Source organism: Brachybacterium horti (assembly GCF_054777615.1).
Genome location: NZ_BAAHAM010000003.1, coordinates 742,619 through 756,992, shown reverse-complemented (window position 1 = coordinate 756,992; position 14,374 = coordinate 742,619). Strand labels below are relative to the sequence as shown.

At 73.8% G+C, this 14,374-nt stretch carries 11 protein-coding genes and 1 rRNA gene; 7 read left to right on the top strand and 5 right to left on the bottom strand.

Annotated elements, in window-relative coordinates; all coding sequences use genetic code 11:
- Positions 1-92 (top strand): 5S ribosomal RNA (gene rrf, locus ACYVAP_RS12900); the annotation flags it as partial.
- A gap of 741 nt (positions 93-833) precedes the next feature.
- Here the strand turns inward: rrf and ACYVAP_RS12895 are convergent.
- Positions 834-2,978 (bottom strand): hypothetical protein, encoded by a 2,145-nt coding sequence (locus ACYVAP_RS12895; protein ID WP_498860932.1) that lies wholly within the window; start codon positions 2,976-2,978, stop codon positions 834-836.
- 159 nt (positions 2,979-3,137) lie between these two features.
- On the opposite strand from ACYVAP_RS12895, the gene pheA reads away from it, so the two are divergent.
- Positions 3,138-4,103, top strand: a complete 966-nt coding sequence (gene pheA / locus ACYVAP_RS12890; protein ID WP_137771576.1) for a prephenate dehydratase — start codon at positions 3,138-3,140, stop codon at positions 4,101-4,103.
- Positions 4,104-4,155: 52 nt separating this feature from the next.
- Here pheA and ACYVAP_RS12885 read toward each other — a convergent pair whose 3' ends face one another.
- Positions 4,156-5,334, bottom strand: a complete 1,179-nt coding sequence (locus ACYVAP_RS12885; RefSeq protein ID WP_498860931.1) for a diacylglycerol/lipid kinase family protein — start codon at positions 5,332-5,334, stop codon at positions 4,156-4,158.
- Positions 5,335-5,502: 168 nt separating this feature from the next.
- Here ACYVAP_RS12885 and ACYVAP_RS12880 point away from each other — a divergent pair, with 168 nt between their 5' ends.
- The 5 genes from ACYVAP_RS12880 to ACYVAP_RS12860 all read left to right on the top strand — a co-directional run bounded on the left by ACYVAP_RS12880 (position 5,503) and on the right by ACYVAP_RS12860 (position 9,724).
- The gene (locus ACYVAP_RS12880) at positions 5,503-6,456 is read left to right on the top strand and encodes a hypothetical protein (protein ID WP_498860930.1); all 954 of its coding nucleotides are present in this window, start codon (positions 5,503-5,505) and stop codon (positions 6,454-6,456) included.
- Positions 6,453-6,884 (top strand): GntR family transcriptional regulator, encoded by a 432-nt coding sequence (locus ACYVAP_RS12875; protein WP_498860929.1) that lies wholly within the window; start codon positions 6,453-6,455, stop codon positions 6,882-6,884. Before ACYVAP_RS12880 ends, ACYVAP_RS12875 begins: the two co-directional genes overlap by 4 nt.
- Positions 6,881-8,143 (top strand): serine--tRNA ligase, encoded by a 1,263-nt coding sequence (serS, locus tag ACYVAP_RS12870; protein ID WP_498860928.1) that lies wholly within the window; start codon positions 6,881-6,883, stop codon positions 8,141-8,143. Before ACYVAP_RS12875 ends, serS begins: the two co-directional genes overlap by 4 nt.
- A gap of 103 nt (positions 8,144-8,246) precedes the next feature.
- Positions 8,247-9,113: an HAD family hydrolase gene (locus ACYVAP_RS12865; RefSeq protein WP_498860927.1), complete on the top strand. Its 867-nt coding sequence runs from the start codon at positions 8,247-8,249 to the stop codon at positions 9,111-9,113.
- A gap of 170 nt (positions 9,114-9,283) precedes the next feature.
- Entirely contained in the window at positions 9,284-9,724 is a 441-nt protein-coding gene (locus ACYVAP_RS12860) for a YcxB family protein (RefSeq protein WP_498860926.1), read from the top strand.
- 46 nt (positions 9,725-9,770) lie between these two features.
- On the opposite strand, the gene ACYVAP_RS12855 is transcribed toward ACYVAP_RS12860, so the two are convergent.
- Genes ACYVAP_RS12855 through ACYVAP_RS12845 form a run of 3 tightly spaced genes read right to left on the bottom strand, consistent with a single transcriptional unit; the run spans position 9,771 to position 14,338 of the window.
- Positions 9,771-11,816 carry a glycosyl hydrolase gene (locus ACYVAP_RS12855; RefSeq protein ID WP_498860925.1) on the bottom strand — a complete coding sequence of 682 codons (2,046 nt, stop codon included), beginning with the start codon at positions 11,814-11,816 and terminating at the stop codon, positions 9,771-9,773.
- On the bottom strand, positions 11,813-12,550 hold the full coding sequence (locus ACYVAP_RS12850; RefSeq protein WP_498860924.1) for an efflux RND transporter periplasmic adaptor subunit: 738 nt from the start codon (positions 12,548-12,550) through the stop codon (positions 11,813-11,815). The genes ACYVAP_RS12855 and ACYVAP_RS12850 overlap by 4 nt, the downstream gene beginning before the upstream one ends.
- Before the next feature lie 30 nt (positions 12,551-12,580).
- Complete coding sequence (locus tag ACYVAP_RS12845; protein ID WP_498860923.1) at positions 12,581-14,338, bottom strand: glycosyltransferase family 2 protein; 1,758 nt, start codon at positions 14,336-14,338, stop codon at positions 12,581-12,583.
- Positions 14,339-14,374: the final 36 nt, after the last annotated feature.

Below are 14,374 nucleotides of genomic sequence, written 5' to 3'. Positions count from 1 at the left end.
CGCCCGGTTCCATTCCGAACCCGGAAGCTAAGCTCGATTGCGCCGATGGTACTGCACTCGGGAGGGTGTGGGAGAGTAGGTCGCCGCCGGACATCTTCATCGGGAAGGGTGGAGGACGTCGCTGGGGCGCTCGTGAGAGTGTCTCGCCGTTCTCTGCCCTTCCCTTTTTTCATGTCCATTTTCCGGGCCGGCTCGGACGCCCGCGCGTGGTGATCCCACCGGACGTCCACGAGCACGGCGACAGTCACCATCGCCATCAGCTGCACGTCGCCGTTCGCTGCCCCATCGACAGCGCGCTGAGGCGCGCGAGCCCATCGCATCGGAGCACGCGGGTCCCATCCCCGTCCCGGGGCCCGTACAGGGCCCGGAGGCCAGGGCGCTGAGAGGTGCGGCTCGACGGGGAGAGAGCGGGCCGAGGCCATCGCTCCCTGAGGATCCCCGGAGACGGCGGCCCGCTGACGCACCGGCTCAACTGCTCTCTCGTCCTCCGGCACATGGCCTCGCCGCGTCATGGGCCTGAGGACGTGTCTGCTCCCTGGCACGTGGATTCCGTGGCTGTTCGGCTCGCTGCTGTCTCGTGCCCTTCCCACGTCGTCCCCCGGCGGGAGAAGGGGACGAGAGCGTGAGAGGCAGCGGGGCGGGGGACTGGGGCGGGCGCAGCGTCTGATGACGCATCAGGTGCGACAGCGGTCTCGGATTCGTGTTGGAGCGTTGTCCAGAGCTGGTCAGCGCTGGGGGTGAGGCGTTCCTGATGGGAGGCTCAGGCGGCCCGCCGCACGCGGTGCGGCCCCACGCATCGCCACCGGCATAGGATCCGCCGAGTGTGGCTCTTCTCAGCGTCCCTCGGTGCTCAGGCGGGCGTTCGTGCTGTCATCGGCTCCCGTGCCGGTGGCATGGGCCGTCGGCTCGTCGCCGGGTGAGGGGAGCGCCGGAGGGAGCAGCACGAGTGCGATCCCGAACATCGCCGCGACGAGCACCGGACCGGTGTCGTTCACCGCATAGCCCAGCCACCCGCCCGCGACCACCGCGATCATCGTGTGCAGGGCGTAGGGGTGCTCCTCGTACAGCGCTGCGAGTCTGGTGAGCCGAGCACGGCGGGGCATGAGCGCGGCCACCGAGCAGGCGAGCGCGAGGATCAGGAGCACCGTGAGCGCGGGATAGCCGAGCGTCATCCCCACGTTCTGCGCGAGCTTGCGGACCACGACCGCCACGAGCTCGCCCGAGAGCAGCTCGTCGATGAAGCGCCCCAGATGCGTGCGGTCCTCGGGCGGCCGCAGCCAGTCCAGGAAGGAGACCCCGAGCACGAGCACCGCGCCGCCGGCGAGCAGCGAGACCACGTGCCAGGGGCGGAGCCGGATCCCCGAGACGAGCAGCGCGAGCAGGCCGAACGTCGGAACCGTCGCGAGCATCGACCCGAAGTCCGCACCCATCGACGGCGTCACGCACACCACCGCGACCGCGACACCCACGCCGAGCGTCCACAGCACCCGTGCTCGCGCCGTGCGGAGCAGCGTGAACAGGCACAGCAGGGCGATCAGCGACGCCGCGAGGACGATCCCGAACAGGTGGTTGGACAGCCCGTAGAAGCGGCCGCCGGAGATGGGCTGCGCGCCCAGCGGGGAGCCCAGCTGCAGCCGGGAGCCCGTCGCGGACTCCAGCAGGACGATGCCGCCCACGAGCGCCGCGCTCACCGCGACCGAGCCGCGGGGGACCCGCCGCCAGGGACCCGCGAGCACCACGAGCGCGAGCAGCGCGGAGCCCGCCCAGACGACGCCCGTGAGCGCGAGCGCCGGATGCTCTGCGCGCCACCAGGGCACGAGCGAGGCCATGAGGCCCACCGGCAGGGCGAGCGGGGCGATCGTCGTCAGAGCCCGGCCGAGGGCTTGCAGCCGCGGGCGACGGCCGAGGGCCGGGACGAGCAACAGGACCAGCCCCATGACCCCGAGGGCGAGCCAGGAGCCCAGCGCCGGGATCGTCGCGTCGTCCACCTCGAGGGCGGCGAGCGAGCGGTCCTTGACGAGCTGCTGCGGGTCTGCGCTCTCCGTCCCCCGCAGGGGCTGGCCGTTGAGGAGACCCTCGGAGCTCGCCCCGTAGGACGCGAGGATCGTGGGCGCGACGTCCGTCAGCATGACCACGCCCGGCTGCTTCGTCGCCCCCGAGGTGAGGGCGCGGCCCGGGAGCGCGGAGTCCATCGCGACCTGCAGCCCCGCCGAGCGGGAGGCCATCGCCCCGGTGCGCTCCGAGGCGTCCGGATCCGCCGGGTCGATCGCCGCGACGGAGAGGGTGAGCGTGCGCGGCAGCGAGTCCGCGTCGCAGCCCCCGGCGGCGTCGATCACCTCGCCCGCCCGCGCGTCCAGGGCGGTGAGGGCGTCGGCACGCTCCGGGTCGGCGCGGTCCGGCAGACCGCCGAGGTCCACGAGGACGATCCCGTCCTCCGCGCCGAGGCCCTCGGAGATCTCGTCGGCGGCGCCGTCGGGCAGGGTCGCCGCGGTGGAGACCGCCGGGTCCGCGGGCTCGTCGTACCCGGCGGCGTCGTCGGAGCCGACGTCGTCCGGCCCGCCGCCTCCGTCGACCTCCGTCACGGGCACCCCGAGCTGCTCCCACTGGTCGACGGCCGGGTCCGGGATGCCGGCGGTGCGGGGGGCGTCCGCCGCGAGGCCGCGGTAGCCCGAGCGGATCGTCTCCATGCCCTGGCGCATCGTGGAGACTACGGAGACCGAGGTCGTGTTCATGGCGCCGAGGCCCGAGCGGTCCGCGAGGCACTGCAGGTGCGGCGTGAACTCGGGGGTGACGTCCCGCCAGTCCAGGCCCGCCGTCGCGATCACGAGGCGGACGGGCTCGTCCGCCGTGATCGCGCCCTCCCCGTCCGCGCCCGCGGCCCGCGCCGACGGGGCGCCCGCGAGGACCAGCGTCGCCGCACAGAACAGGGCGAGGAGCAGGGCCGGGAGCGCGGTGACGGGGCGGGGGAGGGACGGCATGGATCGATCGTACGGGCGCAGCCGTGCCCGCCCCTGGACCAGCGGTGACGACGCCGAGGAGGAGTGGGGGAGATCCCGGGACCGGACGACGCCCGCCGGCCGCGACCGGCCTGCGGTCGGGCACCGGCCCGGCCGCGGCGGACCGATACGCTCCAGGTCATGCGCTACGGATTCCTGGGCCCCGAGACCACCTTCACCCACCAGGCGCTGCTGCAGGCCTTCGAGGGCCCCACCCCGGTCGCTGACCCGGCCGAGGTGACGATGGTGCCCTTCTCCTCCGTCGCGACGGCGACCACCGACCTGCTCGCCGGGGACATCGACGCGCTCATGGCCCCCATCGAGAACTCCGTCGAGGGCGGGGTCTCCGGCACCCTCGACGTGCTCGCCGCGACGGACTCGATCACGATCGTCGCCGAGCAGGTGGTGCTCATCAGCTTCGTCCTCGCCGCGCGGGAGCCGATCGCGCTGGAGGAGCTCACGACGATCTCCTCCCATCCCCATGCGCAGGCGCAGGTGCAGGGCTGGCTGCGCACGCACGTCCCCGCCGCGCGCGTCGCGACCTCCTCCTCGACGGCCGCCGCCGCGCGCGACCTCGCCGAGGCGGCCCCGGAGCAGGCCCGCGGCCGCGCGGCCGTCTGCTCGCGCCTCGCGGCGGAGCACTTCGGCCTCGAGATCCTCGCCGACGGCATCGAGGACACCGCCGGCGCGCAGACCCGCTTCGTGCTCGTCACCCGTGAGGGCCGGATCCCCGCCCGCACCGGCGCGGACAAGACCACGATCGTCGTCCAGCTGCCCCACAACCGCTCCGGCGCGCTGCTCGAGGCGCTCGAGATGCTCAGCGCGAACGGCGTGAACATGTCCCGCATCGAGTCGCGGCCGATCGGCGACTTCCTGGGCCGGTACTCCTTCTCAATCGACCTCGAGGGCCACCTCGAGGACCGACGGGTCGCGGCCGCGCTGCGCTCGCTGCACCGCATGTGCCCCGTCGTCCACTACCTCGGCTCCTACCCGCGGGTGGACGGGGAGCGCACGGAGGTGCGGGAGGACTTCGCCGACGAGACCTACGACGAGGCCCACGAGTGGCTGGAGCGGCTCAGCGGGATGATCGCGGCGCCGCGCGGCTGAGGCGGGTGCGCCGACGGGCCCCCGCGAGCCTCCGGCCCCGGGGTGACCGGGATCAGCGGGCGCGGGAGCGCGAGCTGACCGGCACCCGCAGGCGCAGCACCCCGGGATCCACGCGCGCGATGAAGTGCGTGGCCTCGTCGTCCGTGTCCCCGTCGAGCTGCACCGGCTGCGGCGCCGCCGTGACGACCTGCACCGCGGGGGAGTGGTAGCGCTCCATCGTGGAGAGCCGGTTCGCGATGCGCGTGCGGCGGCTGGGCACGAGGCGCGGGTTCACGACCTCGGTGACGACCTGGCTGAAGCCGGCCGCGCCGCGCCAGCCGGCGACGACGATCTCGAGCCGGCCGTTGTCCACGGTCGCGCCGGGCATGAGCACGAAGCCGCCGGGGAGGCGACCGACGTTGCCGAGGAGCACGGTGCGGGCGCGGTGCGTGTGGCGGGTGCCGTCGGGCAGGTCGAGGACCACGTCGACGCTGCGGCCCATCACGGTGCGCACCCCGCCGAGCACGTAGGCGATCCAGCCGATCCGCTTCTTCATGCCGTCATCGGTGTGGCCGATCATCTCGGCGTCCGCCCCGAAGCCGGCGATGACGAGGAAGATCTGCGGGGAGGCGGCGGAGGCCTCGGCGATCGAGCCGCCCGTCTGCAGCCAGCCGACGTCGACGTGGCGGTCCTGGCCGGTGAGCGCGGCGGTCATCGCGGCGGCCGGGTCCTCGAGCGGGACGTCGACGTTGCGGGCGAGCAGGTTGCCGGTGCCCGAGGGGATGATGCCCATGCGCACATCCGTGCCGGCGAGCACGGAGGCGACCATGCGGACGGTCCCGTCCCCGCCCGCGGCCATGACGAGGTCCGCCCCCTCGGAGATCGCCTCGCGCGCCTGCCCCTGTCCCGGGTCCTCGACGGTCGTCTCGTAGAAGGCGATCTCCGCCTCCTCGACGCGCTCGACGACCTCGCGCAGGCGCGCGCGGAAGGCGTCGGCGTCCGCGAACTTCGAGGGGTTCAGGACGACGGCGACCTTCTTCAGCCGCGCGGGCGGGTCCTCCTGCGCCGTCGGCTCACCGCCGGCTCCCGCCTCGCCGCCGTCGACGACGGGGATCGCCCCGGTGGTCGCGGCGCGCAGCTCGGCGAGCTCGCGGCGGTGCCGGCCCAGGGAGCGCAGCACCAGGGCGAGCAGGACGATCGCGACGACCCCCACGACGAGGCCGATGATCGAGAGCACTGCACCGAGATCCATGGGCACAGCGTACGGTCCGCGAGGGCCCGCGGTCGGACCGCGCGGACGTCCGGGATCGGATCCCGATGGAGGGCTTGACACCGTGGTGCCGGACCGCGACCCTATGTGCCAATAGGGTGATACAAGATGCGGCCGATCGGTCGCCGGCCCCTGACGAAAGGTGTCGACATGTCCCTCGCCGGTCCCCTCCTGATCATTCTGCTCGGATTGCTCGCCCTCGCGGGTGTCGTCCTCCTCGCCCTCCTGCTCGTGCGCCCGGAGACGACCGGCCTGGACCGTGCCCAGCTGCGCGCCCGCCGCGTGGGCGTGATCGCCGGCGTCCTGATCGCCGCGGCGCTCCTCGCGGCCGTGCCGCTCCCCGGCAGGCTCGGCCTCGGCGCGCTCGCCGGCACCGCCCCGCTGCTCGGCACCGCCGCGCTCGTCCTCGCGGTGCTGATCGGGGAGGGGCGGCTCGCCGCCCCGATCGTCGGGGCGAGCCGCAGCGCCGACCTCGAGCCCCACGGCCTGCGGGAGGTGCTGCCCTGCGCGGCCTCGCTCGCCGCGGCCGCCGCCGTGCTCGGGCTCGGCGCGCTCATGGTGATGACGACGGTGCTGGCCTCCCCGGACGACGTCCTCCGACCCGGCCGGGTCCTCACCGGGAGCGGGACCGACGCGAGCGGGGTGACGATCGAGATCGGGATCGCGCCCTACCCCGGCTCCTGGTACACGATCCCCGCTGCGATCGCCCTGGTCCTGCTGGTCCTCCTCGCCGCCCTCGCCCTGCGCGCGGTCACCGCGCGCCGCCCCGGCGGCGTCGGAGGGGACCTGCTCGCCCGCCGCCGCTCCGCGGCCACCGTGATCGGAGCCGTCATGATCGGCACCGGTCTCCTCGGCGTCGTCCTCGGCGGCCTCGCCGCGACCCGCGCCCTGGGCGTCGCCGGCGGCCTCGGCGACATGGGGGCCGACGTCCCCACCGCCGTCGTCGTGAGCGGGGTGCTCGCCCTCCTCGCCGCGATCGGCGGGGTCGCCGTGACAGGATGGGGCGCCGTGCTCGTCCTCGCCCCCGCCCTCGCCGCCCGTCGCGACACCTCCCGACGCGCGCTGCGCCTGCCCGCCGCGCCGATGACCGGGACCGCCGGATGACCGACGACGCCCTCGTCGTGGACCTCGAGCACCCGCTGCCGCCCTTCGAGCAGATCCGCCGCGGCATCCTCGCCCAGCTCGCCACCGGCATCCTCCGCCCCGGGGACCGGCTCCCCGCGATCCGTGCGCTCGCCACGGACCTCGGTCTCGCCCCCGGCACCGTCGCCCGCGCCTACAAGGAGCTCGAGGCGGCGGAGGTGCTGCACACCGCCCGCGGCGCCGGCACCCGCATCGCGGACCCGCTGCCCGCCGGCGTCGCGGTCGCCCCCGCGGGGGACCTCGACCCCGGGCTCGCCCGGCTCCTCGCCGCCCCGATCGCGGAGGCCCGCGCCGCCGGGCACGGCCCCGAGGCCGTGCTCACCGCCGTGCGGACCCTGCTCACCTCCGCGGGCGGGGGACCCGCCGCCGCGGGTACCCTGGACGAATGATCGATCTGCGGCAGCTGCGCGAGAACCCCGACCTGGTCCGAGACGCACAGAGGGCGCGCCGGCGCGATGCCGGCGTGGTCGACTCCGTGCTCGCCGCGGACTCCTCCTGGCGCGAGGCCACCGCCGCCTTCGAATCCGCCCGCGCGGAGCAGAAGAGCTTCGGCAAGAAGGTCGCCCAGGCGAAGGGGGAGGAGAAGCAGGAGCTGCTCGCCCAGGTCAAGGGCCTCGCCGCGGACGTCAAGCGGCTCGAGGCCGAGGCCGGCGACGCGCTCGCCGAGCGCGACCGCCTGCTGCGCACGATCCCCAACCTCGCCGAGGGCGCCCCCGAGGGGCTCGAGGAGGACTTCGTGCTCCGCGAGACCGTCGGCGAGATCCCCTCCTTCGAGGCGCCCGTCAAGGACCACCTCGAGATCGCCGAGGGCCTGAGGGCGATCGACATGGCGCGCGGCGCGAAGGTCTCCGGCGCCCGCTTCTACTTCCTCACCGGCGTCGGCGCGCAGCTCGAGCTCGCGATCCTCAACGCCGCGATCGACCAGGCCACGCGCGCCGGCTTCACGCCGATGATCACCCCCACGCTCGTGCTGCCCGAGTCGATGGAGGGCACCGGCTTCCTCGGCGAGCACGCCGACGAGGTCTACCACCTCGACAAGGACGACGACCTCTACCTCGTGGGCACGAGCGAGGTGGCCCTCGCGAGCTACCACCGCGACGAGGTCCTCGACCTCTCCGACGGCCCGATCCGCTACGCCGGCTGGAGCGCCTGCTACCGCCGCGAGGCCGGCAGCTACGGCAAGGACACCCGTGGAATCATCCGCGTGCACCAGTTCCACAAGGTCGAGATGTTCTCCTACTGCCGCATCGAGGACTCCTACGCGGAGCACGAGCGGCTCCTGGACTGGGAGCGGGAGATGATGGCGAGGATCGACGTGCCCTACCGCATCATCGACACCGCCGCCGGCGACCTCGGCACCTCCGCCGCCCGCAAGTTCGACTGCGAGGCGTGGATGCCCTCGCAGGAGACCTACCGCGAGCTCACCTCCACCTCGAACACCACCCAGTTCCAGGCCCGGCGGCTGAACATCCGGGAGCGCACCGAGGACGGCCTGCGCCCCGTCGCGACCCTCAACGGCACCCTCGGCACCACCCGCTTCATCGCGGCGATCCTCGAGAACCACCAGCAGCCCGACGGCTCCGTGGTGGTCCCCGAGGGCCTGCGCCCGTTCCTCGGCGGCCGTGAGGTCTTCGAGGTCGTCGCCTGAGATGACGGGAGCGGAGCGGAAGGGCCTCGGCCGGCGGATCCTGGCGGCGCTGCGTCATCGCCGGTTCACCCGTTCGTCAGGCGGGGCTGGAACACTGGAGGGTATGAACCCCGCGCCCACGACGACCGACGTCGAGGCCACCCGCGCCCGCCTCGCCGATCACCTCGACCAGCTCGCCGGGGAGCACCTGCTCATCGGGCTCGACGTCGACGGCACCCTCGTGGACCACGACGGCGCGATGAGCGCCCCCATGCGCGAGGCGCTCCAGCGCGCCGCCCGCGGGTCCACCGTCGTCATCGCGACCGGCCGCTCCCTCGGGGCGACCGTGCCGATCGTCCGCGCCGCCGGCATCGAGCACGGCTACGCCGTCTGCTCCAACGGCGCCGTCACCCTCGAGATGGACCCGTCGGCCCCCGAGGGCTACCGCGTCATCGACACCCGCACCTTCCAGCCCGGTCAGGCCCTCGCCACGCTGCGCGAGGTCGCGCCGGACGCCCACTACGCCGTCGAGATGGCCAGCGGCGCCTTCCGCGCCACCCCCGGCTTCCAGGACGCGAGCTTCGGCGTCGAGGCGATCGAGAGCGACCTCGACCAGCTCATGGACCTCGAGGCCGTGCGCGTCGTCGTCCATGTCCCCGACCTCTCCCCGCAGGAGTTCAGCCGCGTGATCGCCGAGTCCGGCGTCCACGGCGTCGAGTACGCGATCGGCTGGACCGCCTGGCTCGACATGGCCGCCCCCGGCGTCTCCAAGGCGAGCGCCCTCGAGGTGGTGCGCGAGCGGCTCGACATCCCCCGCGAGCGCACCCTCACCGTGGGCGACGGCTTCAACGACGTCGAGATGCTCGACTGGGCGCAGGTGGGCGTCGCCATGGGACAGGCGCCGCAGGGCGTCAAGGACGTCGCGGACACCGTCACCCTCTCCGTCTACGAGGACGGCACCGTGCTGGTTCTGGAGCAGCTGCAGCGCTGAGGACGCGCGGAGCCGGCCGGGTGCCGGTGCTCTCGGGCGTCGGCACCTCGGTGAGCTCCGGATCGCCCTGAAAGGCGGCAGACGCGGAGAGATCGGGGGCGGAGGTGCGCGAGGAGATGAGGTACCGGGCGATCAGGACGGGGTGGGTTCGCGGCGTCCTCGGGTGCCTCATGGGGATTCCCCTGCTGTTCCTGCTCGGCACCGGGGCGATGCTGCTCACCCTGGACTCCGTCGCCGGTGTGCTAGGTGCGCTGCTGTGCCTGGTCACCGTACTGTTCTGCGTCACCCTCCTGGTGGTGGCCACCCGACGCCAGTTCGTCGTCGATGACGACGGCATCACGATCGTCAGGTCCTTCAGCACTCTCCGCATCCGGTGGGAGGAGATCGCGGTGATCGAGCAGGACAGCGGGTACTGGGCTACAGGTGCCGTGGTCGTCGTCCTGCAGCGCCCGCCGGGCACGCGGGTCACGGCGTGGCCCACCTCAGATCGGAGGGCACTGTTCCGAGGTGAGAACCCCGCCGCCCTCGGCGACCCCGCCACGGTTCTCCGCCCGCCCGCCAGGGCTGCGATCGAAGGGCACCGTCGGTGGCTCGCCCGCCGGTCCGGATAGGACCACCTCGGCTGTCGTCGCCGGCTGAGCGCCGTCCCCGCGCCCCTCAGCGGGACAGGATGAACGCCAGCAGGTAGCTGCGGGTGTCGCCGTCGTCGAGGTGCTCGTCCGCCAGCTCCCGCGCCGCCTCGAGCGCCGCCGCCCGGTCGTCCTCGCCGCCGAGCGCCGCGTACATCAGCAGCCAGTCCCCGTACTGCTGCGCGAATCCGCCGGAGGCCGTGGCCTCGGCGATGTTGCGCCGCACCCGCTCGGGGTCGTCGGCCAGGTGGTCGGAGCTCGGGGACATGGGCAGCGCGAGGATCGCGAGCGCCGCCGCGGGCTCGGGGGAGAACCAGGTGGCGTAGTCCCGCTTGCCGCCGAACTGCAGGGGCAGCACCGAGTGCTCGAATCCCTCGTACACCGGGTCCGCGAGGTCGAAGTCCGTCCAGTAGGCGCGGGCGGCGGCGGCCTCGTGCGCGAGCAGCCAGGCGGCACCCGCGGCGAGCTCCTCGTCCCCGCGCGCCCGGGCCCACAGCTCCAGCCCCGCCCACGCGGTCGTCGCCTCGGAGCTGGACTCCTGGTTGTTGCCGTCGGCGAAGGGGGAGGTGCCCGAGGCCCAGGAGTGCGAGGCGTAGGCGTCGAACACGCGCCGCACCGGCACCGCGTCGGTGGACGCGTCGCAGGCGATGTCCGCGGCGAGGGCGTCCATCACCGGGGCGAGCTCCGCGGCGAGGTCGCCGTCGTCCGCGGCGAGCGTGCCGGCGGCGTGGAGGAAGTAGCCGTAGTGGAAGTGGTGGTCGTTGAACTGCTCGGAGCCGAAGGACGGCGTGAGGCCGACGACCCCGCGGTTGGTCGCGTCGTAGGTGAAGCAGAAGGCGTCCCGCTCCTCCGCCCCGGCGACCTCCGTCCAGCGGCGGATCTGCGTGAGCACCCGCTCCTCGAGCCCGGCCGCGGCCTCGTCGGCCCCGACCTGCCGGGCGATCGCGAGCAGCTGCGCGTCCCGGTGCAGGGCCTTCCCGCCGAAGTACGTGTCCGCAGGGTAGTCGGGGAGGCCGGCGGCGTCGGCCACCACCTGCGCGGCGAGCTCCTCCCTCGCGTCGTCGTCGAGCCCCGAGAGGTCGAGCGCCGCGCGGACCGTGCGCCGCGGGGCGCTCCAGGTCAGGTCCGGGCCGGGCCGCAGCACGAGGGTGCCGTAGACGCTCGGATAGGTGCCGAGCACCTCCTCGGCCTCCGCGTCCGCCCCGTGGTGGGGCATGGCGGCGACGACCGTGGGGGAGGAGTCCGCGGTCTCGTAGGTGAGGGTCGCGCGGGCGGCGTCGTCGGACACGGAGCGGGTCAGGCTGGTCCCGCGCAGCGGCACGGCGGCGGGCGCGACGTCCGCGGCGGTGCCGCCGACGGGGACCGCGAAGACCGTCGCCCAGCCTTCGGCCTCCAGGGAGCAGCGGGCGCCGTCGAGCTCCCCGCCCTCCAGGCGCAGCCCGTACTCGTGCTCGCCCACCGTGAGCGTCGCCGGCTCCGCAGCGGTCGCTGCGCCGTTGAAGGCGGTGGAGAGGGTGAGGTCGAGGGCGGTGCGGGCCTGCAGGGCGACGCACGGCCAGCCCTCGGCGATCGTCACGGTGGCCAGCGCGGTCCCGTCTCCGCCGAGGAGGTCGAGCCGCACGGACGCCTCGTCGTAGGCGGAGACGATCCCGCTCCCCGCCCCCGCGACGGCGACCTCGACCTCGGGGACGTGAGCACCCATGATCGTGCGCGCCGAGGTGGTGACCGTCGGCAGACCGAGCGCGAACCCGCCGTCGACGAGGGCGAAGGACAGCGGCAGCGGGTGGACCGTCTGCGGCTCGTCGCCGAAGACGAGCCCGGAGAACCAGCGGTTCGTCGGCGGCACCAGGCCGTCGGCGAGCCGCACTGTCCGGAGGTCCGCGGGGGCGGGGAGCTCGGGCAGCGCGGACATCGACCCGCGGACCTCCTCGTCGGTGAACGCGGCCGCGGTGGGGAGGGCCGCGCTCGGCCCGGTGCCGCCGCCCGAGGAGCGATCGCCCGTGCAGGCGGCCGCGCCCAGGGCGATCACGCCCAGCGGCGCGCCGGCGAGGAGGGCGCGGCGCGGGGGCCTCATCGCAGACCCACCGAGCGCAGGGCGTCCATCAGGGCGTCCGTGGGGCCGGCGAGGACGCCGCTGTCGGTCAGCTCGACCGTCACCGACACCGGGGCGCCGTCGGTCGCGATGAGGTCGAGGTCCTGCGCCTCGAGATCAGGGCTCGTGATGAGCGTCCGGGTGATCGCCTGCCCGTTCTCGGTCACCACCGACGCGGAGCCGACGGTGCCCTCGATCGTGCGGTCGTCGGGCAGCAGGATCTGCGCGCGGGCTCCCTCCTCGAGACGGCCGTAGTCGCGGGGCGTGAGACGGAACTGCGCCTGCACGGTGCGCGGGGTGGACCGCACGATCGTCGCGACAGGCGCGCCGGCCCCGAGGTAGTTGCCGGACGTCGCGCTCAGCGCGGTGACGCGGCCGTCCGCGGTGGCGCGGTAGACGATCGTGCCCTGCTCGGGGTCGATCTCCATGGCGTCGTTGGAGCTGGCCTTGAGGCCGTGGACGGCGTCCTGCTGCAGCTCGACGCTGGTCATCGTGAACAGCACGTCCCCGGCGCGGACCTCGTCGCCGAGGGCCACCCCGATGTCGGTGACGACGCCGGGGGCGACGGCGGCGATCGCGTAGCGGGGCTGCTCGATCGCCGCGCTCACCGAGAGGCTCTGGCGCTGACGCTGGTTGAACACCAGGCACAGGGCCGCGGCGAGGGCGAGGACGAGGAGGAGGGAGAGGAGGAGACGGAGACGGCCGATCCAGGTCATGACGGGATCCTCTGGTCGTGGGGGCGGGGGTCAGGAGAGGGCGCGGACGCGGGAGACGCGCCGGCGACGAGGGGCGAGGCGGGCCGCGACCGTGTCCGCCGGGGTCGAGACGGGGACGGGCGCGGCGAGCGCCGCCGTGGTCGCCGCCGCCTTGGCGTGGTCGCCGCGGGCCTCGAGGGCGCCGGAGCGGCCGGCGCGGATCTCGCCGAGCGCGACGAGGACGAGCACGAGCAGCACGGCGGAGTTCACGCCGCACCACACCGTCGCGATCGAGGGGCGCCCGAGCATGAGGTCGCGCCAGACGCCCACCGCGGTGGTGCACAGCAGGAAGGCGAGCACGCACAGCTGCGGCCCCATGACGGTGAAGGGGGAGACCTTCCCGGTCGCGCCCGTCACCGACCATGCCTGGTCACGGCCCATGATCACGTTGGCCAGGGCCTTCGCGTAGATCGGGAACGAGCAGGCGGCCAGGATCAGCACCTCCCAGCGGAAGGAGCCGAGCGTGAAGAAGGCCAGCACGATCTGCAGCAGGTAGAAGCCCGCGTAGAAGAGCATCCACGTCGCCCAGCCCACGTCCATCGACACCGGGCGCAGGTCCAGGAACACCTCGAGCGCCGGCACCAGCAGGAGCAGGCCCGGGACGATCCCGGTGAGGTAGTGGGTGGCGGTGATGAAGTACATGAGGCGCTGGTCCAGGCTCAGCCGCCGCCCCGGGTGCAGCGGGTTGGCCTGGACGAGGATCTCGAAGCCGCCGGTCGCCCAGCGCAGCTGCTGCTTCGAGTAGGCGACGATCGTGTCCGGGGCGTCGCCGATCGCGAGGGTCGTGGGCAGGAAGATCGACCGCCAGCCGCGCTCGTGGAGCTTCAGCGAGGTCCACACGTCCTCGGACTTCGAGTCGGTGACCATGCCGCCCACGTCGTCGATCGCGCGCCGACGGAACACGACGTTCGTGCCCACGCAGAACGCGGCGTTGAACTGGTTCCGGCCCGGCTGCACGAAGCGGTAGAACATCGCCTGCATGTAGCCGGCGCCGCGCGAGATGACGTTGTGGAGGTTGCCGTAGGTCTGCGGGGTCTGCACGAAGGCGACGGTGTCGTTCGTGAAGAACGGCAGGGTCTCCTCGAGCAGGCCCGGCAGCGGCACGAAGTCCGCGTCGAGGATCACGAAGAACTCGGCCTTGGCCAGGGTGAGCGCGTAGTTCACGTTGCCGGCCTTGGCGCCGTTGCCGGTGCGGCGGCGCACGTAGCGGCAGCCGATGCCCGCGGCGAGGTCGCGGACCTCGTCGCTGCGGCCGTCGTCGAGGATCCACACCTCGTGGCGGCCGCGGATCGCGAGCGCCGCCTCCGCGGTCCGTCGGATCACCTCGATCGGCTCGCCGTACACCGTGATCAGCACGTCGACGTCGACCACGCGGCCGTCCAGCTGCACGGGCCAGAGCGTAGGGTCGTCGCGGCGGGGGAGCGCGGAGATGCGGGAGAGCGAGTACAGCTCGTCGCGCGCCCGCCAGTAGTCGTGGTCGCGCACGTCCCTCGTCCCGGCGAGCACGGTCCACATGGCGAAGAGCGCGTGGAACACGAGGATCGACTCGGACGTGATGACCAGGATCCAGGGCAGCAGGTCGCCCCGGTGGGAGGGCTGGAGGAGGAAGACCCCGTACGCCAGGCAGCCGGCCGTGGCGAGGATCGTCAGCACGATCATCACGGGGGAGAAGGGCGAGCTGGCCGCGGCGCGGCGGCTCACCGGGGTGAAGTGGTCGACCGATGCGAGGTCGTGGGGTTCTCGGGACATGAGGAGCTCCCTGGGCCGGCGGGCGATCGGGCCACG

Bases quoted from the DNA above. Each gene is read 5' to 3' on its own strand.
- ACYVAP_RS12895 (WP_498860932.1), bottom strand. From the start codon at position 2,978: ATGCCGTCCCTCCCCCGCCCCGTCACCGCGCTCCCGGCCCTGCTCCTC.
- pheA (WP_137771576.1), top strand. From the start codon at position 3,138: ATGCGCTACGGATTCCTGGGCCCCGAGACCACCTTCACCCACCAGGCG.
- ACYVAP_RS12885 (WP_498860931.1), bottom strand. From the start codon at position 5,334: ATGGATCTCGGTGCAGTGCTCTCGATCATCGGCCTCGTCGTGGGGGTC.
- ACYVAP_RS12880 (WP_498860930.1), top strand. From the start codon at position 5,503: ATGTCCCTCGCCGGTCCCCTCCTGATCATTCTGCTCGGATTGCTCGCC.
- ACYVAP_RS12875 (WP_498860929.1), top strand. From the start codon at position 6,453: ATGACCGACGACGCCCTCGTCGTGGACCTCGAGCACCCGCTGCCGCCC.
- serS (WP_498860928.1), top strand. From the start codon at position 6,881: ATGATCGATCTGCGGCAGCTGCGCGAGAACCCCGACCTGGTCCGAGAC.
- ACYVAP_RS12865 (WP_498860927.1), top strand. From the start codon at position 8,247: ATGAACCCCGCGCCCACGACGACCGACGTCGAGGCCACCCGCGCCCGC.
- ACYVAP_RS12860 (WP_498860926.1), top strand. From the start codon at position 9,284: ATGGGGATTCCCCTGCTGTTCCTGCTCGGCACCGGGGCGATGCTGCTC.
- ACYVAP_RS12855 (WP_498860925.1), bottom strand. From the start codon at position 11,816: ATGAGGCCCCCGCGCCGCGCCCTCCTCGCCGGCGCGCCGCTGGGCGTG.
- ACYVAP_RS12850 (WP_498860924.1), bottom strand. From the start codon at position 12,550: ATGACCTGGATCGGCCGTCTCCGTCTCCTCCTCTCCCTCCTCCTCGTC.
- ACYVAP_RS12845 (WP_498860923.1), bottom strand. From the start codon at position 14,338: ATGTCCCGAGAACCCCACGACCTCGCATCGGTCGACCACTTCACCCCG.